Below are 25,356 nucleotides of genomic sequence, written 5' to 3'. Positions count from 1 at the left end.
GCCTGTTCATAATCTAAACGCAAGTTTTACCCGTTCGATATTTGTTACAAATCATGTAACTAATAAGAGATATGAGTGTGTTACTATTTTTTCACTATTAAAGGGATAAACATGATTGAAATTAACAACCTCAATAAGCGCTTTGCTTCAGCCCACGTTTTTGAAAACTATAATAAGCAATTTCAAGGTAAACGAGTTTGTTTACAGGCAGCCAATGGCAGAGGAAAAACAACATTACTGATGATGCTAGCAGGCCTTGAAAAGCCTCAATCAGGGCAGGTTTTATATAATAATCAAGCATTAAAATCGCCGCAAAACAATGTTTCAATTGCTAGCGACCGTATTGCTCTGCCAGATTTTTTAACTGCGCGACAAGTTATTGAACTTAGTTGCAAGGCGTTAAAGAAAGACATGCCAGAGCAACTCATTACTGGATTTAACTTTAAAGAGCACCTAAATACTCGCTTTAGTGCTTTGTCGAGTGGCAATCAAAAGAAGTGTCAGCTTATCACTGCCTTTTTAAAGCAAGCTCCATTTTTGCTATTAGATGAACCGAGTGCTGCACTTGATCAAACAAGTATAAAATTTTTGCTGACCTTACTTGATGACTACCTTGATGATAAACCTAATGGGCAAATTATCATTACAAGCCACGAACCAGAAGTGTTTATACAGCACGGTTTTGAGTGCACATCACTATGATAAATTCCTTTGCAAGTTACTTCTCATTCCTTTCTTTTCGATACTTAGCATATACGACCACCCTCAAGAGCATGCTGTCTCAGTTAAAGAATTTTAGCTTGTTGTTTGCACTGGTACTGGGCCCAGCTTTTCTTGGTATGGTTTTATTGTTGTTTTTAGGACTTGGTAAAATAGTCGATAGCCATGCAGCACCTGGTTACGGTGCAAAATTAGCAGTGATTTATCTTTTACTTGAATCAGTAATGTTATGGGCCATGGCACCAGCCATTAAAAATGAGCAAAATAGGGCATTTCAGCGAAGTCTATATAAATCCTCTTGGCGAGTATGTGTTGACTGCAAGTTACTACTGTTAAGTAATGCTTGGCTTATTGCCAGTTTACTAATAGCAGTCGACCTATCGTTAAAGCAATGGCTACAAGTGCCTCATTTTATACTGTTTATGCTGTTGCAGTGGCTATGTGGAGTATTTGTTCTTTATAGGCCACGTGCACTTTTTTATAGTTTATTACTCAGTTCTATCTTGGTATTACTGCCTGCTAGTTTAACTTCACTGCAATACTATCTAAGTTTTATTGCAATTTTCGGCTGTTCGATTTTACTCCCACCTGTAAGAATAAGTCATAAGTTAAAAGTACACTCGCTTGCTTTGTTTTGGCTTAGTTACTTTATACAGCATAGCTGGAGCTTAATATGGCGTGGTTCAGTCTTGCTAGCATGCTTGCTCGCTTTATTACAGCTAATTGCAGTGCGTAATGACTTTAGCGACTTGGTACTGGCTTTGGCTTTTTCAGTATGCGTGTTGCTAACAAGCTCGCTGCAGTTCGATTGCTTGGCTGTTTTTAAAAAATATCGGCTGTTCTTTCAAAGCAATAACCAAGATAAGCCGTTTTATATAAGCCAGTTTTTACCGAGCTTTATATTTTTTTCTGTGGCTTTCATTGTCGTTATAAGCATGCTTGGCACTAACTTGATTTACATCCCTATTGGGGCAGTGTGGTGTGTATTGCAGCAATATTTAGCGCAAAAAAAACCAGCGCAATTTGCGCTGGTTTGGTTTTTCATAACAATTGGAATTGTTTTGCTAGCTTAAGCGGCGTCTGCTTTTTTATCGCTCTCGCCGCGGGCAACATTACCTGCAACTAAGTCTGCTGGGTCAAAGTCGTCAACGTTAATAACGTCAAGACGGGCTTTTTCAACAGCAGCTAGTTTGTCAGCTTCAGCTTGGCTTAAAATGCCTGCTTCTAGGCCCATTTGCGCTACTTTATCAAGCTGGAAGAAAGGCAGTTTTACGCCTTTTTCACGGCATACCTTGTCAAACAGAGGCTCAACTTCAAGGATGTCTTTAAGCGTTTGCTCTTGACGACCAACAAGGTTAAGTGGCTCGTTTTTAAGATAAATGTAGTTAGCTAAACGGTTACGAGTTTCGCTTGGTACTTGTAATAAGTGAGCAAGTTTGTGCTCAAGCTTATCAGTAGGCTTACGTACTGGACGACCGAATGGGAATAACATGATTTTTAGCATCGCACGTAGTGGTGCAGATGGCATGTTATTGATTAAGTCAGCGAGTGCACGTTGGCAGTGGTAAAGGTGATCTTGGCAGCTCCATTGAACAAGCGCAAAATCTTCTTTTTTACGGCCTTCGTCGTTGTAACGTTTAAGCGTTGCAGATACAAGGTATAAGTAGCTTAGTAAGTCACCTAAACGTGCAGAGATACGCTCTTTACGTTTTAATGAACCACCAAATACCGCCATGCTGATATCTGACATTAATGCTAATGATGCACTGAAACGTGACGCAACACGATAAAACTCAGCTGTTTCGTCTTTGTACGGTGTACTTGTGAAGCGAGCATTTGTTAATGCTAACCACTTAGTACGAACAAGGTTCGAAATAGTAAAGCCAACGTGACCCATTAATGCTTTATCGAATACAGCAAGCGCTTCTTCGCGGTCTTCAATTGCACAAGCACCTAGCTCAGTTAACACGAATGGATGACAACGAATTGCACCTTGACCATAAATGATCATGTTACGCGTTAAGATATTTGCACCTTCAACGGTAATTGCAATTGGCGCACCTTGGTAACCGCGACCTAAGTAGTTGTTTGGACCAAGCATGATGCCTTTACCACCATGAACATCCATGCCGTGAATCGTTGCTTCACGCATTTGCTCAGTTAAGTGGTATTTGATAATCGCAGATACAACCGATGGTTTTTCACCAAGGTCAACAGCCCCTGTAGACATGCTCACTGCAGCATCAGAGCTATATGCGTAACCTGCAAGTTTTGCCATTGATTCTTCAACACCTTCCATTTGACCAATTGGTAAACGGAATTGACGGCGAATACGGCTGTAAGAGCCTGTTGCAAGCGCAATTGTTTTAATGCCACCTGTTGAGTTAGACGGCAATGTAATTGCACGACCAACAGATAAACATTCAACAAGCATACGCCAGCCTTGACCAGCCATTTTCGGGCCACCAATGATGTAATCAAGTGGTACGAAGATGTCTTTACCGCGAGTAGGACCATTTTGGAATGGGACGTTTAGCGGGAAGTGACGACGGCCAATTTCGACCCCTGGAGTATCTGTAGGGATCAGCGCACAGGTAATACCTGGCTCTTTATCATCACCTAGTAAACCGTCTGGATCTTGTAGTTTAAATGCAAGACCAAGTACAGTCGCAACAGGAGCAAGAGTAATGTAACGCTTGTTCCACGTTAGGCTAATACCAACAACTTCTTCGCCGTTCCATTGACCTTTACAAACAACACCGTAATCTGGAATTGCACTTGCGTCAGAACCGGCTTCTGGTGATGTTAAAGCAAAACATGGGATCTCTTGACCACTTGCTAAGCGTGGTAAGTAATGATCTTTTTGCTCTTTAGTACCATAGTGCTGAAGTAATTCGCCTGGACCTAATGAGTTAGGTACACCTACGATAGAAGAAAGTAGCGTCGATTTACTGGTTAGCTTTTGCAGTACACATGATTGTGCATAAGCAGAAAACTCTAAACCGCCAAATTCTTTTTTGATGATCATGGCAAAGAATTTATTATCTTTTAGATATTGCCAAACATCTTGCGGTAAATCAGTTAGTTCGTGAGTTGCGTGCCAGTCATCTAGCATGCTACACACTTCTTCAACTGGACCATCAATAAACGCTTGTTCTTCGATAGTCAGTTTAGGTGCTGGGTATTGGTGCAATTTGTTCCAGTCAGGACGACCACAAAAAAGATCCGCTTCCCACCACGTCGTACCGGCATCGATTGCTGATTTTTCAGTATCCGACATCGTCGGGGTTACTTTTTTGAAAGCAGCGAAGATAGGTTTGATGATGTATTGTTGACGAACGCCAGTCACAGAAAGTGGCACAGCGATAAGTAAGAATAGTAGCCAACTAATTGCGCCAAACGCGCCAGCAAATGTGCCAACAAGTAAAGTCGCAACGGCAATACCTAAGCAGGTATTCCAGCTTGCTCTGTGGTAACTCGCAATACTAAGCAGTACGAGTAAACCAAGTAAAAATATGAGAGTCATTGATTATTCCTTAATAGAGGTCAGACCACCTCTTTTAGAGTAGCGCTAGAAAAGCGAATTATCAAGAGGGGAACAAGGATTAAAACGGCTTGTTTGGTGAGTTTTATTATTTTAAAAATGGCTATCAGTGCAAAAACATTTACAGCAGATGAGGAATTGTTGAGTAATTACTTATAATCAGCGCCGTTATACTTACGATTAGTTTTGAATTGCTCAGATAGTTCTGAAAATCTCAGCATAGCAGTTGCCATCTTTAACGCTATGTTTAACAATGAGCGCAGGCAGGGATCAGCCCATCATGCCTTCCTTCGATTAGTTTTATAGGTTAAGAGTTCTATGTGTGAGTTGCTTGGCATGTCGGCCAATGTACCAACGGATATTTGTTTCAGTTTTTCAGGATTATTAGAACGCGGTGGTAATACTGGCCCGCATAAAGATGGCTGGGGCATCACTTTTTACGAAGGCAAAGGCTGTCGTACATTTAAAGATCCTGAGCCAAGTTGCCAATCAGAAATTGCCAAACTCGTCAAAGCTTACCCAATAAAAAGTATTTCGGTGATAAGCCATATTCGCCAAGGTAATCGTGGTCGAGTGTGCCTTGAAAATACCCACCCATTTACCCGTGAGTTATGGGGCCGTGAAATTACGTATGCTCACAACGGGCAATTATCGAATTATCATGATTTAAAACCAGATTACTATCGACCTGTGGGGAATACAGACAGTGAACTGGCGTTTTGCTGGCTGCTCGATAAAATTCGCGAAAAATACCCTAAACGCCCATCAAATATGGCGTCTGTATTTCGTTATGCTGCAAAGCTTGCTCATACGCTGCGTGAGAAAGGCGTATTTAATATGCTACTTACCGATGGTGTTTATGTTTTAGCTTATTGCACCAATAACCTACATTGGATCACACGCCGTGCACCGTTTGGTAAAGCGACATTAATTGATGCAGACATGGTGATTGATTTTCAAAAAGAAACCACACCGAACGATGTGGTTACTGTGATTGCAACAAGGCCGCTCACCAATGATGAACGCTGGCAGAAAATGGAGCCAGGTGAGTTTGCACTGTTTAAAATGGGCGAAAAGATTTAAATAAAAGATGAAGCGCTACTCAGGCGCTTCATTACTCACTTCTTGTTGCACTTCATTTGGAACACTAACAGGTGTGGTCACGGTGAATGAATTAAGCTGCACTTCAAATTGCTCTACGCCTTTTTCACCTTTCCACATACGAACTAGCATGTAGTCCATTTCTGGGGCAAACCAAGCAAGCGCTTGACGCTTATCGTTATCGTATAATCGTTTTACTTTAATCGCTTCTACATTACCAATAGGTAGCGAAATCATTTCTGTGCCGACAACTTCAAAGTCATAATTACGAAGGTTGCCTTTTTTATCAATCAGTGGATACGATAATTGCGTTTTACCTTGTTTTAGCTCTTCGCGTACTTGCACTTGATAAGACAGTGAATCTTGAAAATCATCTGACCAATCAATTTTAAGAGGGTATTTACTTTGGCTGCTTTGAACTTGCTTTTGCGTAGCATCAAATTTTAAGCTGTACTCTTTATCAGGCCCGGTGCCCGAACGCTCCATAGTGTAACTTAGCGGAGAAATTTTCTGATCATGATAAGTAAACATGGATGTTTCTTTTCGTGAGTCTGAAAAAATCATCCATTCGATTTCACTGTGATAAGTGATCACGTAGTTACCGTCTGCGGCTTTTTTCAGCTCGCGTACTGCTTTACCATGGGTTTCGCCTTTACGAAGTACATCGTATTTGGCTTCGTATTGAGTGAGGTCGCCAGCTAATACACTGGTAGGAAGTAATAAAGTGCCCACACAAGCGAGTAGGGCACTTAGATTTTTATTCTGGGTAGTGCGCGCCGTGTGCAGGAAGTTTCTTTTCGTCAAAAACTGCATAATCTGCTTCCATCTTGAGTCGTTGTTCACTGAACCACTTGACCACCAACGGATAGATTATATGTTCTTGCTGATGAACACGTTGTGCGAGTGTCTCTGCGGTATCGTTTTCGAGTACCGGCACTTTGGCTTGAAGAACAACGGGACCGCCGTCTAGCTCTTCTGTGACAAAGTGAACACTAACACCATGAACCTCATCTTTTGCATCTATCGCTCGCTGGTGGGTATTCAGCCCTTGGTACTTAGGCAACAAAGAAGGGTGAATGTTCAACATTTTTCCCTTAAACTTTTGCACTAAGCTAGGTGTAAGAATACGCATAAAACCAGCTAATACAACTAGATTTGGTTCAAAATTGTCAATAATGTCCATTAACTCAGCATCATAGGCCTCGCGCGAGTCAAAATCTTTATGGCTTAGTACACATGTTTGTATACCTGCATTTTTTGCTCGCTCAAGGCCATAGGCGTCGGCTTTATTACTAATTACAGCGGCGATTTCGGCCTTTATCTCACCACGCGCACACGCGTCAATGATGGCTTGAAGGTTAGAACCGCTACCAGAAATTAATACAACAAGACGACAAGGGGTCATTAGTCACGACCACCTAAAATTTCTACTTGCTCTTCGCCTGCTTTCGCATCTTGGATCTCACCGATATGCCATGCATTTTCGCCAAGATCTTTAAGGATTGTTAAGCTTTGCTCAAGTTTGTCAGCTGGAACAACTAAAACCATGCCTACACCACAGTTGAATGTACGGTACATTTCGTGTGTTGTGATGTTGCCGTTTTCTTGTAACCAGTTGAAAACAACAGGCCATTTCCAGCTGTCACCTTTGATTACTGCTTTTGCAGATTCAGGAAGTACGCGCGGGATGTTTTCCCAGAAACCACCACCCGTGATGTGAGATAACGCATGTACGTCAACCTGCTTGAATAGCTCAAGTAGTTGTTTAACGTAGATACGAGTTGGCTCTAAAAGGTGATCGCCAAGTGTTTTGCCTTCAAGCTCAGCGCTCGTGTCTGCGCCAGATACTTCAAGAACTTTACGAATTAATGAGAAGCCGTTTGAGTGAGGACCACTTGATGCAAGAGCGATTAATTGATCGCCTGCAGCAACTTTAGTACCGTCGATAATTTTTGATTTTTCTACAACACCAGTACAGAAACCAGCCATATCGTAGTCTTCACCGTCGTACATACCTGGCATTTCAGCAGTTTCACCACCGATTAATGCACAGCCAGAAAGCTCACAGCCTTTACCAATACCTGTTACAACATCAGCCGCAGTATCTACGTCTAATTTACCCGTTGCATAGTAATCAAGGAAAAATAGTGGCTCTGCACCTTGTACAATAAGGTCGTTTACACACATAGCAACAAGGTCGATACCCACTGTGTCGTGCTTTTTAAGATCGATTGCTAAACGTAGTTTTGTACCAACACCGTCTGTGCCAGCAACCAGTACAGGCTCTTTATAGCCAGTTGGTAGTTCGCAAAGTGCGCCAAAACCACCGATACCGCCCATTACTTCAGGACGTCTGGTTTTTTTAACTACGCCTTTAATACGCTCAACAAGTGCATTACCGGCATCGATATCTACGCCCGCGTCTTTATAGCTAAGAGACTGTTTTTGTTCGCTCACAGGTTTTCCTCAAAAAAGTTGCATGTGGGTTGCTTAGAAACGCGCGTATTTTACAACAATTGCACTGGCGCGGCTAGTTGAAAAATCACTTTAACCGACTTGACAAGGACAGTTGTCCGGTTTTTTGTTTTCAAGTTACAAGGCAAAAGTATCAAGCAAATGAACTTTTAACCTTGAAACTCGAAACTTCTCACTATTTGTTAAGCTTTCGCGGTTAAAATAGCGCGCAGAGGGGCAGGGTAACCTTCAATGGTTTTGCTGGTGTCATTAGGGTCTAAAAAGTCGACTAATGATTCGTTTTCCATCCACTGGGTTTTGCGTTGTTCTTCAAGCGTTGTGATTGCACAGTCTTTAACTTGTACATCTTTAAAGCCAACGCGTTCCATCCATAGTTTTAATGCCGCGGTGCTTGGGATAAACCATACATTACGCATTTTTGCATAGCGGTCAGTTGGCACTAAAACTGTGTGCTCATCACCTTCTACAACCAGTGTTTCAAGGACTAACTCACCCCCTGGACGAAGCTGTGCTTTTAATTGCGCTAAAAAGTCGATAGGTGAACGGCGGTGATATAAAACCCCCATTGAAAATACCGTATCGAATGCTTTTAGCTCAGGCAGAGCTTCAACACCCAATGGCAATAAATGCACGTTTTCATCTTGGTGATAATGCTTTATCGCTTGGAATTGGCATAAGAATAAATCGGATGGATCAATGCCCACTACAAAATTAGCGCCTTCACCGCGCATGCGCCACAAGTGATAACCTGAGCCACAGCCAATATCAAGCACAGTGCGGCCTTTTAACGGTTCGATATGAGGCAGTAAACGATCCCATTTCCAATCACTGCGCCACTCAGTATCAATTTCGATACCGTGTAAACTAAATGGCCCTTTACGCCATGGCATCATGCGCTTTAATAAATGCGTTAACTGTTTTTGCTGACCTTCAGATAGCTCATCACCGGTGCCAATTTGTACTTTATCCTGAAGATTCACATGGTTTGTGCTTACCTCAGGTAAGTTTTTCAGCACTTTTTGCCATTTCGGTAAATCACCGTGGCTGGCTTCGAGTTCCCAGTGTTTTAATTGACCAGGCAAAGTTTCGAGCCAGTGGCTAAGCGGGCTTTGTGCAATCGCAGCGTAAAATTGGTTAAACCATTGAGACATGAAATACTCTTTATATCGTTGTGATGATTACTTGATTGCAATCATCGAGCAGAAGTTAAAACATTGATACCACACTTGCGTTTGGCTAAAACCAATTTCACTTAATCGGTTTAAGTGGGTAGATAAATGATCAGGGCGCATGACATTCTCGATAGCCGTACGCTTTTGGCTGATCTCAAGCTCCGAATAGCCGTTGTGACGTTTAAAATCATGGTGTAAATCAATGAGCAAATTATCGGATTGCTCATTTTCACCTCTAATTTTTTCGCTCAGCAGCAAAACACCGCCTGGTTTTAAATTTGCGTAAATCTTTTCAAGCACCGCTTGGCGCTTTTCAGGTGGAATAAACTGTAGTGTAAAGTTCATCGCGACCACAGAGGCATTCTCGATAGCTAAATCGTTGATATCACCCAGTGTAACTGTGACCGGCACGTCAGAGCGAAAACCTTGTAAATGTAATTTACAGCGCTCAACCATCGCTTCTGAATTATCAACAGCAATGATATTACAGTTATCAGTGCGAATATTGCGGCGCATACTTAAAGTTACGGCTCCAAGAGAACAGCCTAAGTCGTATAGGTTTGAATTGCTTTGCGCGTACTCACCAGCCAGCTTACCCATGGTGCTAACAATAGTTGCATAACCTGGCACCGAGCGCTGGATCATATCAGGGAAAACTTCTACTACATGTTGGTCAAAGCTAAAGTCTTTAACCGCTTGCTCAGTGGCATAAATACTGTCTTTTTGCGTCACGTGAACAGTCTCTTTAAAAAATAATACCGCTATTTTAGCATTTTTAACTGGATAGTCAGTGATAAATTCAGTAGCTTGGCTAGAATTATCAATAACAAGTACAAAAAAGAGAAGTTTAATGACAAAAAGCAAAGTGATCAGTACAGAAGATATCTTATCAACTCTGTGTCATTCAGTGACTGGAGTTCTGTCTTCAGCAAGCGGTAACGGTATTAGTTATTCTGCCATGGTTCAAAAAATCACCCGCACCTGTATGCGCCCAGATATTGGCTGTTTTGTATTGTTCGATGGTGGCTTTACCGGTCTTGTGGTAACAAACTTCACAGCGCAAGCAGCCATGGAAATTTACCATGACTATATGCGTAACATGGGTATGCCAGAAGACGAAATTGCACAAAGCCATTTATCAGATGATGTGGCAAACGTACTCGGCGAGCTGATGAACCAAATCGTTGGTGACTTTACGTCAAAAGTACGCGACCAACTGCATACTTCTATTACGCAAAACCAACCTAAGATGATGGCGATTAATAAACAGGTGCAAATTTCTGTTGATACCACCATGGATAGACCACAAGCACGCCGTGTGACTTTCACCACAGCGAAGCAAAATATCTTCTATCTAGAATTAGCCATGGATAAAACTGAATTTATCAAACTACATGACTTTGATATTTCAGAAGCGGTTGACCCAGATGACATCATCGAAAACGAAGCTAAACAAAAAGCTGAAAAGCAAAAAGCATCATCACAAGCAGACGATGCAGATGATGATTTTATGGCAGAACTTGGTTTGTAACCCAAAGACTTGAGCTGTCAGCCATCAGCTTTCAGCCGTCAGATAAAAATAGAGGCGCGGGTTAGACCGCGCTTTTTTTGTGTTTAAATTGTTTGTTGAGTTCAATGTGGATTTGTTTATAGATTCTAAATTACACATCCATATTTAATTTTCTAATTTCGCCATAGCAACATAGGATCTTCAACTGAGGATAATTTAGTTAGTACTACCCAATCAGTTCCTTTCCCAAACGCATCTTTTACAAACCAATCCATACGGATGAAAATATCTTGGTAACCATCATGATTAAAGTCTGCACGTGCAACTTGAGTATAATGCACCTCTAAACCATCTACCTCTACCGAAATACTGTTTTCACGTGATGCTGCAACGAACGTAAGGCTTTTATCGTAAGAAGATAAACTACCAGTTCGCCCTTCTAAACTTTCGCCTCCTAAATTGGGAATCGCCGAAGCAGGAAGGTGCTTAATTGTTTCGAAGTCAAATAATTCAGGCCAGAAACTATAGGCAGTTTTTGGTGCGTTGAAGTATCTATTTGCCCCCACACAGTTGGCTTTAAGCCATTGCCAGCGGTCATACTCCCAGTCCACAACAATATCATCGCCGCTTTGAAGTACAAAAGAGCACCCTTTAGCAAAAAATGGCTTTTTGTGAGTTCCTGTAAACTCAATATTGAATTTGATATCCTCCAAAGAGTCATTAGTCTCGATTTGTTGTTCAAATATCAAAGGGTTTAGCCAAGCAGTTTCAATGTTTTGCTGTTGTTTTGATGGTTGGTTGCTTGTAGAGCAAGCGCTTAACAAGGTAAAAATAACACTAACGTATATTCCTAAACGTAATAATTGCTGAGACATGCTTTTAACCTCTTAAGGTGTGATTGACTGTTTTTGGGCAGAAAGGAATAAGTTGCTGACATAGTTGTTTCTTGAACTTGAAATGCCAACCCTTTTACTCTCAACTGCTGCAACAATCCAGTCTTCTTTCTTAATGGCGTTATTCATTTTTACATACTGCGTACGCAGCCCAAATTAAAGACCATATCAAGTAATGCTTTCTGTACTGAATAGGGCATTAAATCAAAGCTTTTAACGAAGCCATTAGACGTGGTGTAATATTTAGTAAGTTCACTATAGAATTTTAAAATGTGTTTTTCTTTTTGCGCTACTATATCATGGTCTTTCATAATTAAAGTTGTATGCAATTTGTAAAAATTTGCATTGCGACTAAAGCCATAGGGTTGCTTTTTTATCGAGTCATACTCAGCTTGCTTCTCAGCTAATGAAGCTAACACAAGCGTGTTGTTTGAATTATTTTTATACATGACAACTGATGCCATGGCTGCTTTGTTTTAAATTAGATGACCGATTCCCACAGTATCTAATCCTCTGGTATCAAGATACAAATGAGGAACTCGTCCTTCAAACTTCTCAGTATTTTTAATAACCTCTGTTTTTACGTTTGCATTTAATGGCATTAGATATTCCTTTCTTTACCTTTTATTTTATTAGGAGTTAATTTCAGTTATTAACAAGATTAAATATTAACTGGAAACTAACTTTTCAATTGTATATTGGGCTTATATTGGGTTCAGTTATTAATTTGATATTAATGCGAGGTTTGTTGAATCAATAAATGGGAGGCGTTATGTGTATTGTTATAAAATGCTAAATAGTAAATAAATGCAGGGTGGAATGCGATTTAAGTTGCAATTTAACATTTTTTAATGTGTACGTTACAGAACCTTTTGTAACCATGTTTTCTCATCTATTTTCAGATAAATTGCGCTAGTATTCTCAGAAGCCAATAATATCCCGTTAGGAAAAGAAGTTACTCTAAAATTAAATTTTTCTGTCTGCATTATTGAAAAAATAGAAACATATAAATCGTTTTTTGAAGCTTGAATATCACCCTTAGACTCTAAAATATTCAACATCATCTCGAATGCTTCATCTAGGCTCATTGATGAGTGTATAGTACTGGATGAAATTGCTTCAGCACCTCGACACTCTGAATACAAAGTAGTTTCACCTAGTTGCATTGACTCTGCACATTGCTCTGCTTTTGCGCAGCCAATAGAAAGTAATGATAAAGAAAGTATTAAAGTGAATTTCAATTTAACGTGCATAATCTACCTCTATTCTCCACCCCCTCCACTGTGAAAAAATAATTTCAAGCATTTTAGGTGTTCGACTGAAGTTATCCAAGTTTGATTGAATAGTCAAAAGTGTTTTTATTTAACATGAGCTTTCAGCCGTCAGATAAAATAGAGGTGCGGGTCAGGCCGCGTTTTTTTGTTTTGAAAAGGCTATAAGACTTAGTGTTCTATGTTGAGTTTATTTCAACGCTGAAATTCAATTGAGGGTACCGAACCCTAAGTTTGAAATATGGTTTTTCAGCTTTCATTAAGTTAATGTCTTGGTGTGTAATACATAAATTAATCTACTGAAATAACTCAATAGGCAATTGAATTGAAGTTTAATCACATATACCAAGATGTTATAGTCGATGAAGTGAAGTTAAAACGCGCTGGGAGTGAGTTTCAAGTGTTTGTTACATTCCAAACTCAATCGGAGACTCTACATGTTGTACTTAATGGAGTCCGAGAGATTGATAATATTTCTGATTTGTTAGAAGCAAAACAACTTTGGCTCGAATATAGCGAATCTGATCAAGCTGAGTATGGCAAATTTACCCTAGGTATTTCACATGAGAGTTATACGGAAATTTGCTTTGACTCATTAGGTTAAGAGCCTTGTAAGCTACCTCGGTATAAAAATAGTGCTTGGTAGCAATTGCTTACATTCTTATGTTGAGGAAAATAATGCTGCAAGAATTAGATAATTGGAGAAATTCAAAATCTAAAATTTTGACAATTGAAAAGCTCAAGGTGGTTCTCTCTGCTCAATTGGGTGAGCCAATTAAAGCTCAATACATCGAAATTAAAGGCAATGGCCTTATAGCAAGAGCAACACTTTGGGAAAATGGTAATCTTGTATTAAAAGCTATGTGTTGTCAGTCTGATAAGCAGGTAATTTTAAAACATCTGAATTCATGTGAGGCATGGCAAATTGACGATGAACTTAACTGGTGGTTGAGTCAAATTGTTATTTACGAACCTTCATAATCGATGCGGTTGAGTAATTAGTCTTGGCTCAAAACTTACAGCTTAAAGCTTTGAACTTAAAGCTCGTTTTAAAGCCTACATTCATCCAATTTATGCTTTACTCATAAAGCCTTAAATGGATTTGATGATTGCATGAATTACTTAAAAAACTTTATAACTAAATTTGTTTTCATGATGCAGAAGCGGCCGGGGTTGATGGCGGTGTTGGCTTTTTGTAGTGGTGTAGCAAGCTATGTCTTTGTTGAACGAAAAGAATCGTTTTCGCAGCTTATCTCTATTTTGTTATTAGTCACTTGGTTGTGGTTGTTAATAGATAACTGGCTAAGAGATAAGGTAGAGGAGCGTTTTGGTGTGGCGGTGTCGCCTAATGTGATGCGCTTTGCGCTGCAAGTTGTGCAGCAAGAAAGTTTGTTTTTTGCTTTACCATTTTTCTTAGCGGTGACTACTTGGGACCATGGTCAGGCCGCGTTTACCGCTTTAATTATACTTTGTGCGTTCGTTTCTGTTGTTGATCCTCTCTATTATAAAAAGCTTGCAAGGCACAGTGTCTGGTTTAGTGTGTTTCATAGCTTTTCTTTGTTTGTCGTGCTGTCGGTTACCTTGCCTATTTTATTAAAGTTAACGACCAGCCAAAGTTTTGAAATTGCACTAATAACAGCTGTTATTTTAACGGTCCCCAGTCTTGGCAATTTGATGCCTAATGCTAAATGGTGGCGTTTTCCGTTGTTGGTGTTATTGCTTTGTTCATTAGGTGCCGGGCTTTGGCAATTACGTAGTTTTGTGCCACCTGCAGCACTGCGTTTAACCGATATGAGTATGTCATATCAGCTAGATGCACAAGCTCGTAAACCGCTTTCGCCAATAACAGAACTCACTGAGCAGAGCTTACATGAAAACGGTCTATATAGTTTTAGTGCGGTAAAAGCACCGCGAGGTTTAAATGAGAAAATCTTCCACGTTTGGGTGCATAATCGAAAAGAAGTTGACCGTATAGCCTTGGATATTTCTGGTGGTCGTAAAGAGGGCTATCGAGCGTGGAGCCATAAAACGAATTTCCCTGCTAATGCTGCAGGGAAATGGGTCGTCAAAGTGGTTACCGAGTCTGGGCAGCTGATAGGGCAAAGAAGGTTTGAGGTTTCAGAAGTTTAGCTGTCAGCTTTCAGCCGTCAGTTTTTAGCTGATAGTTTTAATACGGATTTTTCCCTTCACCTACCAACACACTGAATATTCTTAAATCTAGTTCTAGTTGATGATATTGCGGCTCCATGTGGCAGCAAAGTTGATAGAAGGCTTTGTTGTGGTCTTTTTCTTTAAAGTGAGCCAGCTCATGTACGACGAGTGCTTTGAGAAGTGGTTCAGGTGCGCGAAGCAGGTCGCTATTAATGGCAAGATCGTGTTTTCGGGTTTTACCTTGCATACGAAAAGTATGGGTGCCTAAGGCATTTGTGACCATATCGCCTTGTTTTTTGAATGCGGCACGACCAAAAGGCAGGGCATTTTTAAGGTAGCGCTTTTTTAGTTCAGTGGCGTAATTGTATAAAGCTTTATCGCTGGTAATGCTATGCGCATCAGGGTATTTGCCTTTAAGGTATTTTGCGGCCCTGTCGCCATTAAATAGCTGTAACACTTGCTCAATGATTTGAGGCGGGTAACCTTGAAAATAACGGCTGTAATCTTTCATGTTTTCTCTGATAAATCGGGCGCTAAAATAAACTGCTTTGGCTTGCTTCGCGTTCACCCATAAAAGGTGCAAGCACGGGGTGATTGTAACCTAAATCTTGGCAAAACTGTCTTGCTAAAAGTGGTGACTGGCGATTATCTGCGGTATGAAAAAACAAATAGGGTGATTTTCCTTCATCAAGCCACTGTTTTACTTTTTTCAGCCATGGCTGGTAATACGACTTGTATTCATGTTCAAGACTGGCAATCACAAAGCGCAGCATAGGCTGATTTCCTGTTGCAATGGCATGCACAGGTAAATAAGGCTTTTTCTTTTGCGCATCAATGAGTGCATCGGTATCGGCGGGAACAGCAAATAAAGCGCGGGTATCCATGCTGATGCGATCTATATTATTTTCAATTAACAGCTGATTTAAACGAATTTCAGCATCATCTTTATTAAAAAAGCCGGGGTGACGTACTTCTACACCGTAACTAAGTTGTTTGGGGAGTTGTGCAATAAAATTTGCAAGAAGGGGTAGGGCATCTGGTCCAAAGGCGCGGGGTAGCTGTAACATGATTTGCCCCGTTTTAGCAAAAATTGGCTCAAATAAGTTTAGCCATGCATTAAGCTCACTAGTTATATTCGTCAGTTGTAATTCGTGACTAAAACGCCGATGAAACTTAAACGTAAATTTAAAGTCTTCGGGTACCGCATCATGCCAGCGTAATAATGACTCATGACTTGGGTCAGCATAAAAACTGGTGTTGCCCTCGACTGAGTTAAAGCATTGCGCATACTCACTGAGCATGTCGGCGCTTTTACAGTGACTAGAGAGCAAATTTCCTTTCCATGCGGTGCTAGACCACTGCGGACAACCTAAATACAGCATTAAATCAACCAATAAATTTAAACTTTAGCTAGTGTATCAAAAGAAATGTTTGCTCAGAAGTCGGGGTGTATATTTAGCCCCCGACAGGCACTGCTGGCACTCGCATTTTGCGATGGTTTGGGTATAATGCTCTGCCTTAAATGATTACTTTGTATAGTGGCTTTTGCTCTCAAAATAGCGAACTCTTAAGAGCAGGCGGCTATAAGTCTTTAACTGACAGGAATACTATGCGCTCTATATATTGCGGACAGCTAAATAAATCTCACGTAGATCAAGAAGTTGAACTATGTGGTTGGATCAACAAACGCCGTGACCTTGGTGGTCTTATCTTCGTCGATTTACGTGACAGAGAAGGTTTAGTACAAGTTGTTTTTGATCCTGAAGTAGAAGGATTAATGGATACTGCGAATAAACTACGTCAAGAGTTTTGTGTGCAGTTAAAAGGTGTTGTTCGCGCACGCCCTGATAGCCAAGTAAATAAAGACATGGCAACAGGTGAAGTTGAAATTTTAGGCACAAGCTTAACTATCATCAACCGTTCTGAGCCATTACCACTTGATTTTAATCAGCAAAACTCTGAAGAGCGCCGCTTAAAATACCGTTACTTAGATTTACGTCGTCTTGAAATGAGCGACCGTATCAAACTTCGTGCAAAAGCGAGCAGCTTTGTGCGTCGTTTCTTAGATGACAACGGTTTCCTAGATATCGAAACACCAGTACTAACAAAAGCAACACCAGAAGGTGCCCGTGACTACTTAGTACCTAGCCGTGTTCATAAAGGTAGCTTCTACGCTTTACCTCAGTCACCACAGTTATTTAAACAATTATTAATGATGTCGGGCTTTGACCGTTACTATCAAATTGTTAAATGTTTCCGTGACGAAGACTTACGTGCTGACCGTCAGCCAGAATTCACACAAATCGATTTAGAGACGTCATTCATGAGCTCTGATGAAGTGCGTGCAATGACTGAGAAAATGATCCGCGAAATGTGGCAATCATTACTAGACGTTGACTTAGGCGACTTCCCAGTAATGCCATACAGCGAAGCAATGCGTTTATATGGTTCTGATAAACCAGACCTACGTAACCCAATGCAACTTGTAGACGTTGCTGATTTAGTAAAAGACGTTGAGTTTAAAGTATTCTCTGGTCCTGCTAATGACGAAAAAGGCCGTGTTGCTGTATTAACTGTACCAGGCGGTGCTGAGCTTTCTCGTAAACAAATCGACGATTACACTAAATTCATCGGTATCTATGGCGCGAAAGGCCTAGCATGGATGAAAGTGAACGACCGTGCAGCGGGCGTTGAAGGTGTACAGTCACCAATCGCTAAGTTCTTAAACGAAGAGGTGATCAACCAGTTACTTGAGCGTACTAACGCACAATCTGGCGACATCATTTTATTTGGTGCTGATAAGCGTAACGTTGTAAACGAAGCGATGGGCGCGCTACGTCTTAAGATTGGTGTTGATTTAGGTATTACTGATCTTGATAGCTGGAAACCATTATGGGTAGTTGACTTCCCAATGTTCGAAGAAGACGACGAAGGTACATTGCATGCGGTTCACCACCCATTCACTGCACCGAAAGGTATTTCTCCTGAAGAGCTTGAAGCAAACCCAGCTGGTGCACTATCAGATGCATACGACATGGTATTAAACGGCTACGAAGTTGGTGGTGGTTCGGTACGTATTCACAATGCAGAAATGCAAGAAACAGCATTTAGAATTTTAGGTATCGAAGCGCAAGAGCAGCAAGACAAGTTTGGCTTCTTACTTGATGCACTTAAATACGGTACGCCACCGCATGCAGGTCTTGCGTTTGGTCTTGACCGCTTAGTTATGCTGCTATGCGGTACTGATAATATTCGTGACGTTATTGCTTTCCCTAAAACAACGCAAGCATCATGTTTATTAACAGATGCACCAAGCAAAGCAAATGCCGATGCATTAACTGAGCTTGCAATTGATGTTGTAGCGAAAGACGCTGAATAATTTATAAGCTGATCAACGAAAACCCTAAGGTGTATGCCTTAGGGTTTTTTTGTGCTTAAATGAATATTTAGTATGTTCTTCAAGGAAAGAGTATGAATATCAATGCAACTTTAATCGGGCAAATAATTGTTATTTTAATCCCTGTGTTTGCCGCTATCAGCTATTTCTTGGGTAAGCGCAAAACCTCCACGCCTATCATGGTGGCCGTTATTGGTGGGTTACTAGCGTTAATTCCATTGTTTGGTCTTATTTTTATTGCTGTACTTGCGCTTAAACAAGATATTGAGACCACCGCGTGATCGCAAGCCATTCCCTTTATTTTGAACACACCTTTGAAGCAAACCTTGCAGGGCAAACATTTTCGCATTGCGAATTTGAGCAATGTGAATTTATTGACTGTGACTTTAGCAATAGTCAGTTTGAAAACTGCCGGTTTATAGAGTGTGAGTTTAAAAATTGTAATTTAGCTGCGCTTGGGCTTAGATACACCTCGCTTGAAGAAGTAAGCTTTAAACAGTGTAAATTAACCAGTGTTCGTTTTACTGATGTTGATTGGCCGCTACTCGCCAGCCGTGCTCCAGTGAGTTTTGTTGGCTGTGAACTTAGCCACAGCAGCTTTTTTGAACTTAGTTTAAAAGCTTTAAAAATGCGTAGCTGTTTTGCCAAAGATGTTGATTTTAGACATGCAGATTTAACATCTGCTGATTTTACTGATACGGACTTTCGTGACAGCTTGTTTCAACAAACCAACCTCAGTAAAGCTAATTTTATTGGTGCCAGTCATTTCGCCATTGATATAACAGCTAACAATATCAGTAAGGCCAAATTTGAACGTTATGCCGCTTTGGATTTATTAGCAGGGCTCGATATAGAGCTGGTGGATTAAATATTATTACTAATTAAGGTTAAGGAAAGTTATGGATTTAAGCCCCATCACCTTAGAAGGTCAATTTGTTAAATTAGTGCCGTTAACGCTTGAGCACCGTGATGCTTTAGTAAACGCCGCTTCAGATGGAAAGCTTTGGGAGCTTTGGTTTACCTCAGTGCCCAATGAAGAACGTGTTGACGATTATTTAAATATGGCGTTTGAACAACAGTCACTTGGTCGCGCAATACCATTTGCTGTCATCGATAAACACACCGATGAGGTGATAGGCTCAACTCGCTTTTGTAATATCGACAGTAAAAACCGCCGTTTAGAAATTGGCTATACCTGGTATGCCAAGCGTTTTCAGCGTACTGGAGTTAATACTGAATGTAAAAAACTGCTACTGAGTTATGCATTTGAAACACTTAATGTGATTGCTGTTGAGTTTCGTACCCATTGGCATAATCAGGCTTCGCGCAATGCCATTGCTCGCTTAGGGGCGAAACAAGATGGGGTGCTTCGTAATCACCAAATAATGGCTTATGGATGCGTACGCGACACCGTGGTGTTTTCAATTATTGATGGTGAGTGGCCTATGGTTAAACGTAGTTTAGAATTCAAATTAGCATGTTAAATATTAAAAAGCCGGCGCTATTGCTCGCTTTAACGCTTTGCGGGCAAACAGCCTTTGCAAATCAAACAGAGACACTGTTTGATACTGAGCGGGCACGCCATATTCCGGTGACCATTACAGCAGCCGATAGCAAATGCACGATAAAAAAGAAATGCCCCGTGGCGTTTATTGGGGCAGGCTATGGTATGGCGCATACAGAGTATCAATTTGCCCAGCAGGCCTTTCATCAGCATGGTTATTTAACGGTTGAAGTGGCTCATGAGTTAAAAGGCGATCCGAGTTTAAACCCTGAGCCACCCTACATGACCACACGCATGGAAAACTGGCACCGCGGTGTACAAACCCTTGAGTTTTTAGCCGTAGAACTTGCAAAGCGATACCCTGCGTATGACTTTAATCAGCTCACTTTATTTGGGCACTCAAATGGCGGTGATATTGCAGCGTTATATGCCGCTATTTATCCTGCTAAGGTAGCTAAGCTGATCACCCTTGATCATCGCCGTATGCTGACCCCAAGAAACAAAAATATTGCTGTACTGACACTACGCGGTAGCGATTTTCCAGCAGATGACAACGTATTGCTAACGCAGCAAGAACTTGCTATGTACCCAGTGACGCAAATTAAGCTTAAAGATTCGTGCCATAACGATATGTATGATGGTGGCCCAAAAGCGCTTGTAGAACGAATGAGTAAAGAGCTCAACGCATTTTTACTTGCTAATAAATAGCAAATGATTTGTTGCTTGATCTGTATCAAAGTTAAGGAGCTAAGCAAGGTGGAGCGGACATAAGTCCTTATGTTTTTACCTGTGTTTCTCTATCCTCGCGAAGCGCTATAATGAAGAAATGCTATGCTTAGCACAGACTTCTTGAACCTTATTCACTGGAAAAGACAAATGCAACATTTACCTACCGTTGATTATAAAGCGAGCGATGCGGCCGCTCAATTTGTTGAGTCACTAAGAAACACAGGTTTCGGTGTACTAAAAAATCACCCAATCCCTCAGTCATTAGTTGAGTCTATTTACAAAAATTGGCAAGAATTCTTTAATTCTGAGCAAAAGCACGAGTTTTTATTTTCAAAAGAAACACAAGATGGTTACTTCCCACCATCAGTGTCAGAAGTTGCAAAAGGCTTTACCGTTAAAGATATTAAAGAGTACTACCACGTTTATCCAAAAGGCCGCGTTCCAGCACAGCTAGAAGAAGAAATCCGTGAGTACTACCGTTTAGCGAATGAGTTTGCAGCAACATTATTAAGCTGGGTTCAAGCTGAAGCACCAGAAGAGGTGCGCGCTAAGTTCTCTATCGACCTTAAAGATATGATTGCTAACTCTGAGCAAACACTTCTGCGTATTCTGCATTACCCACCAATGACAGGTGATGAAGAGCCAGGTGCAATCCGTGCAGCAGCGCATGGCGACATCAATCTACTAACTGTATTACCTGCGGCGAATGAGCCAGGTTTACAAGTACAAAAAACAGATGGTGGTTGGTTAGACGTACCATGTGATTTTGGTAACCTGATCATCAATATTGGTGACATGTTACAAGAAGCGTCAGGTGGTTACTTTCCATCAACGATTCACCGCGTGATCAACCCAACGGGTAAAGCGTCAACGAAATCACGTATTTCGTTACCATTATTCTTACACCCGCGTCCTGATGTTGTGCTTTCTGAGCGCTACACAGCAGACAGTTACTTACAAGAGCGTTTACGCGAACTTGGTGTTAAGTAAAGATTGGTTATACCCGAACCACCTTGAGGTGATATGGGTATATAAGACAAAGCGGCATTTGAGCCGCTTTTTTTATGCCTGAAATTAGGCTGCTAAGTTCACTATTAAGTACTAGTTTGTAAATAATTCCATGCATTATTGACTATCCTAGGTATAATGCGCGCACTTCGCCGAATCGGCTGAATTTTTTAAAGAGAGATAGTATGAGTTTTGATGGGTTAGGTTTATCACCAGCTTTAGTAAATGCAGTTTTAGAAAAGGGCTATGAAGCACCTACGCCTATTCAATCACAAGCTATCCCTGCGATCATTGAAGGCCGTGATGTTATGGCCGCAGCGCAAACTGGCACAGGTAAAACTGCAGGTTTTACGCTGCCGTTAATTGAGCGTTTGTCAAAAGGCCCTAAAGCGGGTGGCAATAAAGTACGTGCATTAGTATTGGCACCAACCCGTGAGCTGGCTTTACAAGTAAGCGAAAATGTTGAGCAATACGCTAAGCATTCAAATGTTAGCTCATTTGTTGTTTATGGCGGCGTTAAAATTAATCCGCAAATGATGCGCCTTCGTAAAGGTGTTGATATTTTAGTTGCCACACCTGGTCGTTTATTAGACCTACACAATCAAAATGCTGTTAAGTTTGATGATTTAGAAGTGCTGATCCTTGATGAAGCCGACCGTATGCTTGATATGGGCTTTATTCATGACATCAAACGTATCATTGCTAAATTGCCTGCTAAACGTCAAAACTTGATGTTCTCAGCGACTTTTTCTGACGAAATTCGTGAACTTGCAAAAGGGCTCATTAACGACCCCGTTGAAATTTCAGTCGCGGCAAAAAACACCACAGCTAAAACGGTTGCTCAATCTGTTTATGCGCTAGATAAATCACGTAAAACAGCATTGCTTAGCCACCTGATCCGTACTAACGATTGGCAGCAAGTATTGGTATTTTGCCGTACTAAGCATGGTGCTAACCGTTTAGTTAAGCAGCTTGAACGCGATGATATTGTCGGCGCTGCCATTCACGGGAATAAATCGCAAGGCGCTCGTGTTAAAGCACTCGAAGGCTTTAAATCCGGTGAAGTGCGCGTACTAGTTGCAACCGATATCGTTGCCCGTGGTCTTGATATTGTTGAGCTACCTCACGTTGTTAACTACGATTTACCGAATATTTATGAAGATTACGTACACCGTATTGGCCGTACAGGCCGAGCTGGTGCATCGGGCCATGCTATTTCGTTTGTAACAGCAGATGATGCTGACGATTTATATGGTATTGAGCGATTTATTGGTGAGCTTATTCCGCGTGCAACCGAAGCAGGCTTTGAGCCAAGCAAACCAGTTGCTGAAAAGCCACTAGATACGCGTCCAATCAAGCCGAAAAAACCAAAGAAACCGAAAAAGCCAAAAGCACCAGCTCAAGATGGTCAAGGTGCAGCAAAATCTGCACAAAAGCCAAAACCTAAATCGCAAAAGCGACCTTCACAAGGTAAGTGGCAGGGTAAGGGTAAAGAGCAGGGCCAAAACCAAAAAGGCGCTAACAACGGGAAAAAATCGAATAGCACTAAACCAGCAGGTAATAAACCTGCGGGTAATCGTCAGCGTGTATCGGGGCCATCTCGCCCAAGACGTAAACCCGCTGCGGATAGTTAATAACAGTTAAAACAAAAAACGCGCAATTGCGCGTTTTTTGTTTTAAATGAGTTTAATGCAATATAAGGTGGCGACACCAATAAAGAGTGTCACGGTGACACTTAACAAAGTGCCCAGCATGACATACTCAGTAAGTTGTTTTTCGCTACTTTCTTTTAAATCACCGAATCGAAAGATAGATTTGGCCGCCAGTAGAAAGCCCACGCCGCCGTATTCACCTAACAAGATAAAGCTCAACATTAACACTCGCTCGAGCAAGCCAATAAAATGCCCCGCGGCAGGAATGCTGCCTTCATTGTTTATCTGAATATTGATTTTCTCTAGCATCATGCGAATAAACACAGAGCTTGGGTTAAGCACCAATAAATAAGCTGCAATAACAAACAAAGTATCGAGGGCAATCAGCTTTTGCCACGCTAAGCTATAAAATTCATTCTTATCACTAAGCCAAACGCTTAGCATTACAATCACAACAAGATGCGCCAACTGGTCGAGTAAAAACGGCACTACGCCTTTATTTGAGTATGACTTTGCCAAGTCAATGACATAGTGACTTAGCATAATCGCAACCGTTGCTAACAATACACGAGAGAACTCTTGCCAGCCGTAGGTGTATTCCCACAGTGTTAGCACTGCTAAAGAAGTCACGCCGTGTGTTAATACGTGCAAATAGAGTTTACTGGCACGAAAGTGACGGTTGTTTCTGTCGTGTACCCAGCTCATTGGCTGCCAATAAAAGTCTGCAAGTAAGTGGCCCAGTACTAACGCGGTGAGTAATAGAGCAAAACTGGTCATAACAATCCTTTGAGTGTGGTTTGGCTATAATTTATAAAGCGCTCGATAAGTTGATAATGGGCTAGGTTGAGTAACTTAGTGACATTCTCTCGGCTAGTATTAAGCTCTTTGGCAAGCTCTGCATGGCTATTGTTCTCAGCGGTTAAATAATAAAACAGGGCATTGGCCTGCTTTTGACTCATTTTTTCAAGCAGGACTTCGACAAGCGCAATATTAAGCGCAAAGGCTTCTTCAAGGGTGTTATTTTCAATATTTAACACTAAGCGTTGCTGGCTCATGTTATCTAAACCACGGCCTGATAAGGTATAAGCACTGCCTGTGGCTGTTTTAATATCGGCGCGGGGGTTATCGAGTGAGCCAATAGCCAAGCTTTGTCGCAGCTCGTAATTGGCTGCTTTCATTTGCAAATACAACAAGATGGCTGCATGACACACCAGTTCTGGCTTTGTTAGCTGTACTTGTAATGCATCGCCACGGTAAATGGTAAAGCTTGCATTAAAACGCTTGGCAACAAAGCGCAAGCTTTGATCAAGCTGATAAAGCATAGCGTCGTATTCTTGCTGTGGAATTTTTTGTGATTTAATTAAATCACCGCTGATCACCGCAATCATTATGATCCCTTAGATTAAGTAACTTAATTTAGTTACATCGCGATAAGTAACCAAATTTGGTTACTTTGTTTTATGTAACCAATTTAGGTTACTTTTTCGTAAATATCAACCTAGATATGCTACAGTGAACACAAATCACTAAAGAACAGAAAACTATGTCAGCAGCTGATAAGCCAAGAGCCGGTATTTTTGTAGATGTACAAAACATTTATTACACCTGTAGAGAAAGCTACAAGAAAAACTTTGACTACAATGCCTTTTGGGCACAAATGAGCGAACGCTATCAAATTGATTGCGCCATTGCGTATGCAATATATCGTGGCGATGAAAAGCAATCGCAGTTTCAAAATATTCTGCGCGCAATTGGTTTTGAGGTAAAACTGAAACCTTTTATTCAACGCAAAGATGGCAGTGCGAAAGGGGATTGGGATGTTGGCATAACCATTGATATGCTAGAGCATGCTAAGCAGCTCGATAAAATGGTATTACTTTCGGGTGATGGTGATTTTGCATTATTACTAGGTCACTTAGCGAATAAGTATCAGCTACCGTGTGATGTCTATGGGGCAGAGTACCTCACCGCTGATATCTTAAAGCAATCTGCTGCTGAATTTCATTGTATTGACGATTCACTGCTACTATCAAGGTAAAAAATATTCCTATAAAAATAAAATGTTTAACTAAAGTATTATTTCAGCTAAGCTAACATTAGCTACACTTGATGATAAATAAAGGAATAGTCACGCACAACGCACTAAATTATGCAAAAAAGCATAAATAAAGGTGTAATAGGACATTGTTGATGTGGTTTCTAATTTTCTTGTCTGTTAAATAAAGCGTT

General features: G+C 41.0%; 29 protein-coding genes. 15 read left to right on the top strand and 14 right to left on the bottom strand.

The window, feature by feature from the left end; genetic code table 11:
• Positions 1–111 precede the first annotated feature (111 nt).
• Both IMPJCBKJ_RS06585 and IMPJCBKJ_RS06580 read left to right on the top strand, forming a co-directional pair.
• Positions 112–702 (top strand): ATP-binding cassette domain-containing protein, encoded by a 591-nt coding sequence (locus tag IMPJCBKJ_RS06585; protein WP_166339441.1) that lies wholly within the window; start codon positions 112–114, stop codon positions 700–702.
• Complete coding sequence (locus IMPJCBKJ_RS06580; protein WP_054551598.1) at positions 699–1,793, top strand: DUF6136 family protein; 1,095 nt, start codon at positions 699–701, stop codon at positions 1,791–1,793. Before IMPJCBKJ_RS06585 ends, IMPJCBKJ_RS06580 begins: the two co-directional genes overlap by 4 nt.
• Here IMPJCBKJ_RS06580 and fadE read toward each other — a convergent pair.
• Entirely contained in the window at positions 1,790–4,246 is a 2,457-nt protein-coding gene (gene fadE, locus IMPJCBKJ_RS06575) for an acyl-CoA dehydrogenase FadE (RefSeq protein ID WP_054551597.1), read from the bottom strand. The two genes, IMPJCBKJ_RS06580 and fadE, sit on opposite strands and share 4 nt — an antisense overlap.
• Positions 4,247–4,582: 336 nt before the next feature.
• On the opposite strand from fadE, the gene IMPJCBKJ_RS06570 reads away from it, so the two are divergent.
• The gene (locus tag IMPJCBKJ_RS06570; protein WP_054551596.1) at positions 4,583–5,347 is read left to right on the top strand and encodes a class II glutamine amidotransferase; all 765 of its coding nucleotides are present in this window, start codon (positions 4,583–4,585) and stop codon (positions 5,345–5,347) included.
• Positions 5,348–5,362: 15 nt separating this feature from the next.
• On the opposite strand, the gene IMPJCBKJ_RS06565 is transcribed toward IMPJCBKJ_RS06570, so the two are convergent.
• The 5 genes from IMPJCBKJ_RS06565 to cmoA all read right to left on the bottom strand — a co-directional run bounded on the left by IMPJCBKJ_RS06565 (position 5,363) and on the right by cmoA (position 9,744).
• Complete coding sequence (locus IMPJCBKJ_RS06565) at positions 5,363–6,178, bottom strand: DUF3108 domain-containing protein (RefSeq protein WP_082389175.1); 816 nt, start codon at positions 6,176–6,178, stop codon at positions 5,363–5,365.
• The gene (gene purN / locus IMPJCBKJ_RS06560; RefSeq protein ID WP_138599716.1) at positions 6,123–6,770 is read right to left on the bottom strand and encodes a phosphoribosylglycinamide formyltransferase; all 648 of its coding nucleotides are present in this window, start codon (positions 6,768–6,770) and stop codon (positions 6,123–6,125) included. The genes IMPJCBKJ_RS06565 and purN overlap by 56 nt, the downstream gene beginning before the upstream one ends.
• A complete protein-coding gene (purM, locus tag IMPJCBKJ_RS06555; protein WP_166339439.1) occupies positions 6,770–7,822 on the bottom strand; it encodes a phosphoribosylformylglycinamidine cyclo-ligase in 1,053 nt (350 codons plus the stop codon). Before purM ends, purN begins: the two co-directional genes overlap by 1 nt.
• Positions 7,823–8,022: 200 nt before the next feature.
• Entirely contained in the window at positions 8,023–8,991 is a 969-nt protein-coding gene (gene cmoB, locus IMPJCBKJ_RS06550; protein WP_054551592.1) for a tRNA 5-methoxyuridine(34)/uridine 5-oxyacetic acid(34) synthase CmoB, read from the bottom strand.
• A 27-nt stretch (positions 8,992–9,018) separates the two neighbouring features.
• Positions 9,019–9,744 carry a carboxy-S-adenosyl-L-methionine synthase CmoA gene (gene cmoA, locus IMPJCBKJ_RS06545; protein WP_166339437.1) on the bottom strand — a complete coding sequence of 242 codons (726 nt, stop codon included), beginning with the start codon at positions 9,742–9,744 and terminating at the stop codon, positions 9,019–9,021.
• A gap of 118 nt (positions 9,745–9,862) precedes the next feature.
• Here cmoA and IMPJCBKJ_RS06540 point away from each other — a divergent pair, with 118 nt between their 5' ends.
• Positions 9,863–10,543 carry a DUF3334 family protein gene (locus IMPJCBKJ_RS06540; protein ID WP_063705977.1) on the top strand — a complete coding sequence of 227 codons (681 nt, stop codon included), beginning with the start codon at positions 9,863–9,865 and terminating at the stop codon, positions 10,541–10,543.
• A gap of 152 nt (positions 10,544–10,695) precedes the next feature.
• Here IMPJCBKJ_RS06540 and IMPJCBKJ_RS06535 read toward each other — a convergent pair whose 3' ends face one another.
• From IMPJCBKJ_RS06535 to IMPJCBKJ_RS06525, 4 genes are all read right to left on the bottom strand, one after another.
• A complete protein-coding gene (locus IMPJCBKJ_RS06535) occupies positions 10,696–11,397 on the bottom strand; it encodes a hypothetical protein (RefSeq protein WP_166339435.1) in 702 nt (233 codons plus the stop codon).
• Between the two features lie 149 nt (positions 11,398–11,546).
• A complete protein-coding gene (locus IMPJCBKJ_RS06530; RefSeq protein ID WP_166339433.1) occupies positions 11,547–11,864 on the bottom strand; it encodes a hypothetical protein in 318 nt (105 codons plus the stop codon).
• A 27-nt stretch (positions 11,865–11,891) separates the two neighbouring features.
• Entirely contained in the window at positions 11,892–12,017 is a 126-nt protein-coding gene (locus IMPJCBKJ_RS20825) for a hypothetical protein (RefSeq protein WP_267237894.1), read from the bottom strand.
• A gap of 258 nt (positions 12,018–12,275) precedes the next feature.
• Positions 12,276–12,668 carry a hypothetical protein gene (locus IMPJCBKJ_RS06525; protein WP_138599713.1) on the bottom strand — a complete coding sequence of 131 codons (393 nt, stop codon included), beginning with the start codon at positions 12,666–12,668 and terminating at the stop codon, positions 12,276–12,278.
• Positions 12,669–13,011: 343 nt separating this feature from the next.
• Between IMPJCBKJ_RS06525 and IMPJCBKJ_RS06520 the strand changes: the two genes are divergently transcribed.
• From IMPJCBKJ_RS06520 to IMPJCBKJ_RS06510, 3 genes are all read left to right on the top strand, one after another.
• Positions 13,012–13,290 (top strand): hypothetical protein, encoded by a 279-nt coding sequence (locus IMPJCBKJ_RS06520; RefSeq protein WP_166339432.1) that lies wholly within the window; start codon positions 13,012–13,014, stop codon positions 13,288–13,290.
• 74 nt (positions 13,291–13,364) lie between these two features.
• Positions 13,365–13,667 carry a hypothetical protein gene (locus tag IMPJCBKJ_RS06515; RefSeq protein WP_138599711.1) on the top strand — a complete coding sequence of 101 codons (303 nt, stop codon included), beginning with the start codon at positions 13,365–13,367 and terminating at the stop codon, positions 13,665–13,667.
• Positions 13,668–13,799: 132 nt separating this feature from the next.
• Positions 13,800–14,816: a DUF5924 family protein gene (locus IMPJCBKJ_RS06510; RefSeq protein ID WP_166339430.1), complete on the top strand. Its 1,017-nt coding sequence runs from the start codon at positions 13,800–13,802 to the stop codon at positions 14,814–14,816.
• Positions 14,817–14,853: 37 nt separating this feature from the next.
• On the opposite strand, the gene IMPJCBKJ_RS06505 is transcribed toward IMPJCBKJ_RS06510, so the two are convergent.
• Both IMPJCBKJ_RS06505 and IMPJCBKJ_RS06500 read right to left on the bottom strand, forming a co-directional pair.
• Entirely contained in the window at positions 14,854–15,348 is a 495-nt protein-coding gene (locus tag IMPJCBKJ_RS06505; RefSeq protein ID WP_054551586.1) for a YgjP-like metallopeptidase domain-containing protein, read from the bottom strand.
• A 22-nt stretch (positions 15,349–15,370) separates the two neighbouring features.
• Entirely contained in the window at positions 15,371–16,219 is an 849-nt protein-coding gene (locus tag IMPJCBKJ_RS06500; RefSeq protein ID WP_166339428.1) for a DUF72 domain-containing protein, read from the bottom strand.
• Positions 16,220–16,446: 227 nt separating this feature from the next.
• Here IMPJCBKJ_RS06500 and aspS point away from each other — a divergent pair, with 227 nt between their 5' ends.
• The 7 genes from aspS (at position 16,447) to IMPJCBKJ_RS06465 (ending at position 23,109) form a co-directional block, all read left to right on the top strand.
• The gene (aspS, locus tag IMPJCBKJ_RS06495) at positions 16,447–18,216 is read left to right on the top strand and encodes an aspartate--tRNA ligase (protein WP_166339426.1); all 1,770 of its coding nucleotides are present in this window, start codon (positions 16,447–16,449) and stop codon (positions 18,214–18,216) included.
• A 92-nt stretch (positions 18,217–18,308) separates the two neighbouring features.
• Positions 18,309–18,515 (top strand): hypothetical protein, encoded by a 207-nt coding sequence (locus tag IMPJCBKJ_RS06490; protein ID WP_166339424.1) that lies wholly within the window; start codon positions 18,309–18,311, stop codon positions 18,513–18,515.
• Positions 18,512–19,102 (top strand): pentapeptide repeat-containing protein, encoded by a 591-nt coding sequence (locus tag IMPJCBKJ_RS06485; protein ID WP_294407621.1) that lies wholly within the window; start codon positions 18,512–18,514, stop codon positions 19,100–19,102. The genes IMPJCBKJ_RS06490 and IMPJCBKJ_RS06485 overlap by 4 nt, the downstream gene beginning before the upstream one ends.
• Before the next feature lie 31 nt (positions 19,103–19,133).
• Entirely contained in the window at positions 19,134–19,718 is a 585-nt protein-coding gene (locus IMPJCBKJ_RS06480) for a GNAT family protein (RefSeq protein WP_166339422.1), read from the top strand.
• Positions 19,712–20,446: an alpha/beta hydrolase gene (locus IMPJCBKJ_RS06475; RefSeq protein WP_166339420.1), complete on the top strand. Its 735-nt coding sequence runs from the start codon at positions 19,712–19,714 to the stop codon at positions 20,444–20,446. The genes IMPJCBKJ_RS06480 and IMPJCBKJ_RS06475 overlap by 7 nt, the downstream gene beginning before the upstream one ends.
• 168 nt (positions 20,447–20,614) lie before the next feature.
• Entirely contained in the window at positions 20,615–21,457 is an 843-nt protein-coding gene (locus IMPJCBKJ_RS06470) for a 2OG-Fe(II) oxygenase family protein (protein WP_054551580.1), read from the top strand.
• A 203-nt stretch (positions 21,458–21,660) separates the two neighbouring features.
• Positions 21,661–23,109, top strand: coding sequence for a DEAD/DEAH box helicase (locus IMPJCBKJ_RS06465; protein WP_166339418.1), 1,449 nt, complete (start codon positions 21,661–21,663; stop codon positions 23,107–23,109).
• Positions 23,110–23,151: 42 nt separating this feature from the next.
• On the opposite strand, the gene IMPJCBKJ_RS06460 is transcribed toward IMPJCBKJ_RS06465, so the two are convergent.
• Positions 23,152–23,904 (bottom strand): DUF3307 domain-containing protein, encoded by a 753-nt coding sequence (locus IMPJCBKJ_RS06460; protein ID WP_138619307.1) that lies wholly within the window; start codon positions 23,902–23,904, stop codon positions 23,152–23,154.
• The gene (locus IMPJCBKJ_RS06455) at positions 23,901–24,515 is read right to left on the bottom strand and encodes a hypothetical protein (RefSeq protein ID WP_166339416.1); all 615 of its coding nucleotides are present in this window, start codon (positions 24,513–24,515) and stop codon (positions 23,901–23,903) included. Before IMPJCBKJ_RS06455 ends, IMPJCBKJ_RS06460 begins: the two co-directional genes overlap by 4 nt.
• 155 nt (positions 24,516–24,670) lie before the next feature.
• Between IMPJCBKJ_RS06455 and IMPJCBKJ_RS06450 the strand changes: the two genes are divergently transcribed.
• On the top strand, positions 24,671–25,165 hold the full coding sequence (locus tag IMPJCBKJ_RS06450) for an NYN domain-containing protein (protein WP_138619303.1): 495 nt from the start codon (positions 24,671–24,673) through the stop codon (positions 25,163–25,165).
• Positions 25,166–25,356: the final 191 nt, after the last annotated feature.

The organism is Pseudoalteromonas sp. MB47 (assembly GCF_011319765.1).
GTDB classification, from domain to species: Bacteria; Pseudomonadota; Gammaproteobacteria; order Enterobacterales; family Alteromonadaceae; genus Pseudoalteromonas; species Pseudoalteromonas simplex.
This window is presented reverse-complemented; position numbering and strand designations above follow the sequence as displayed.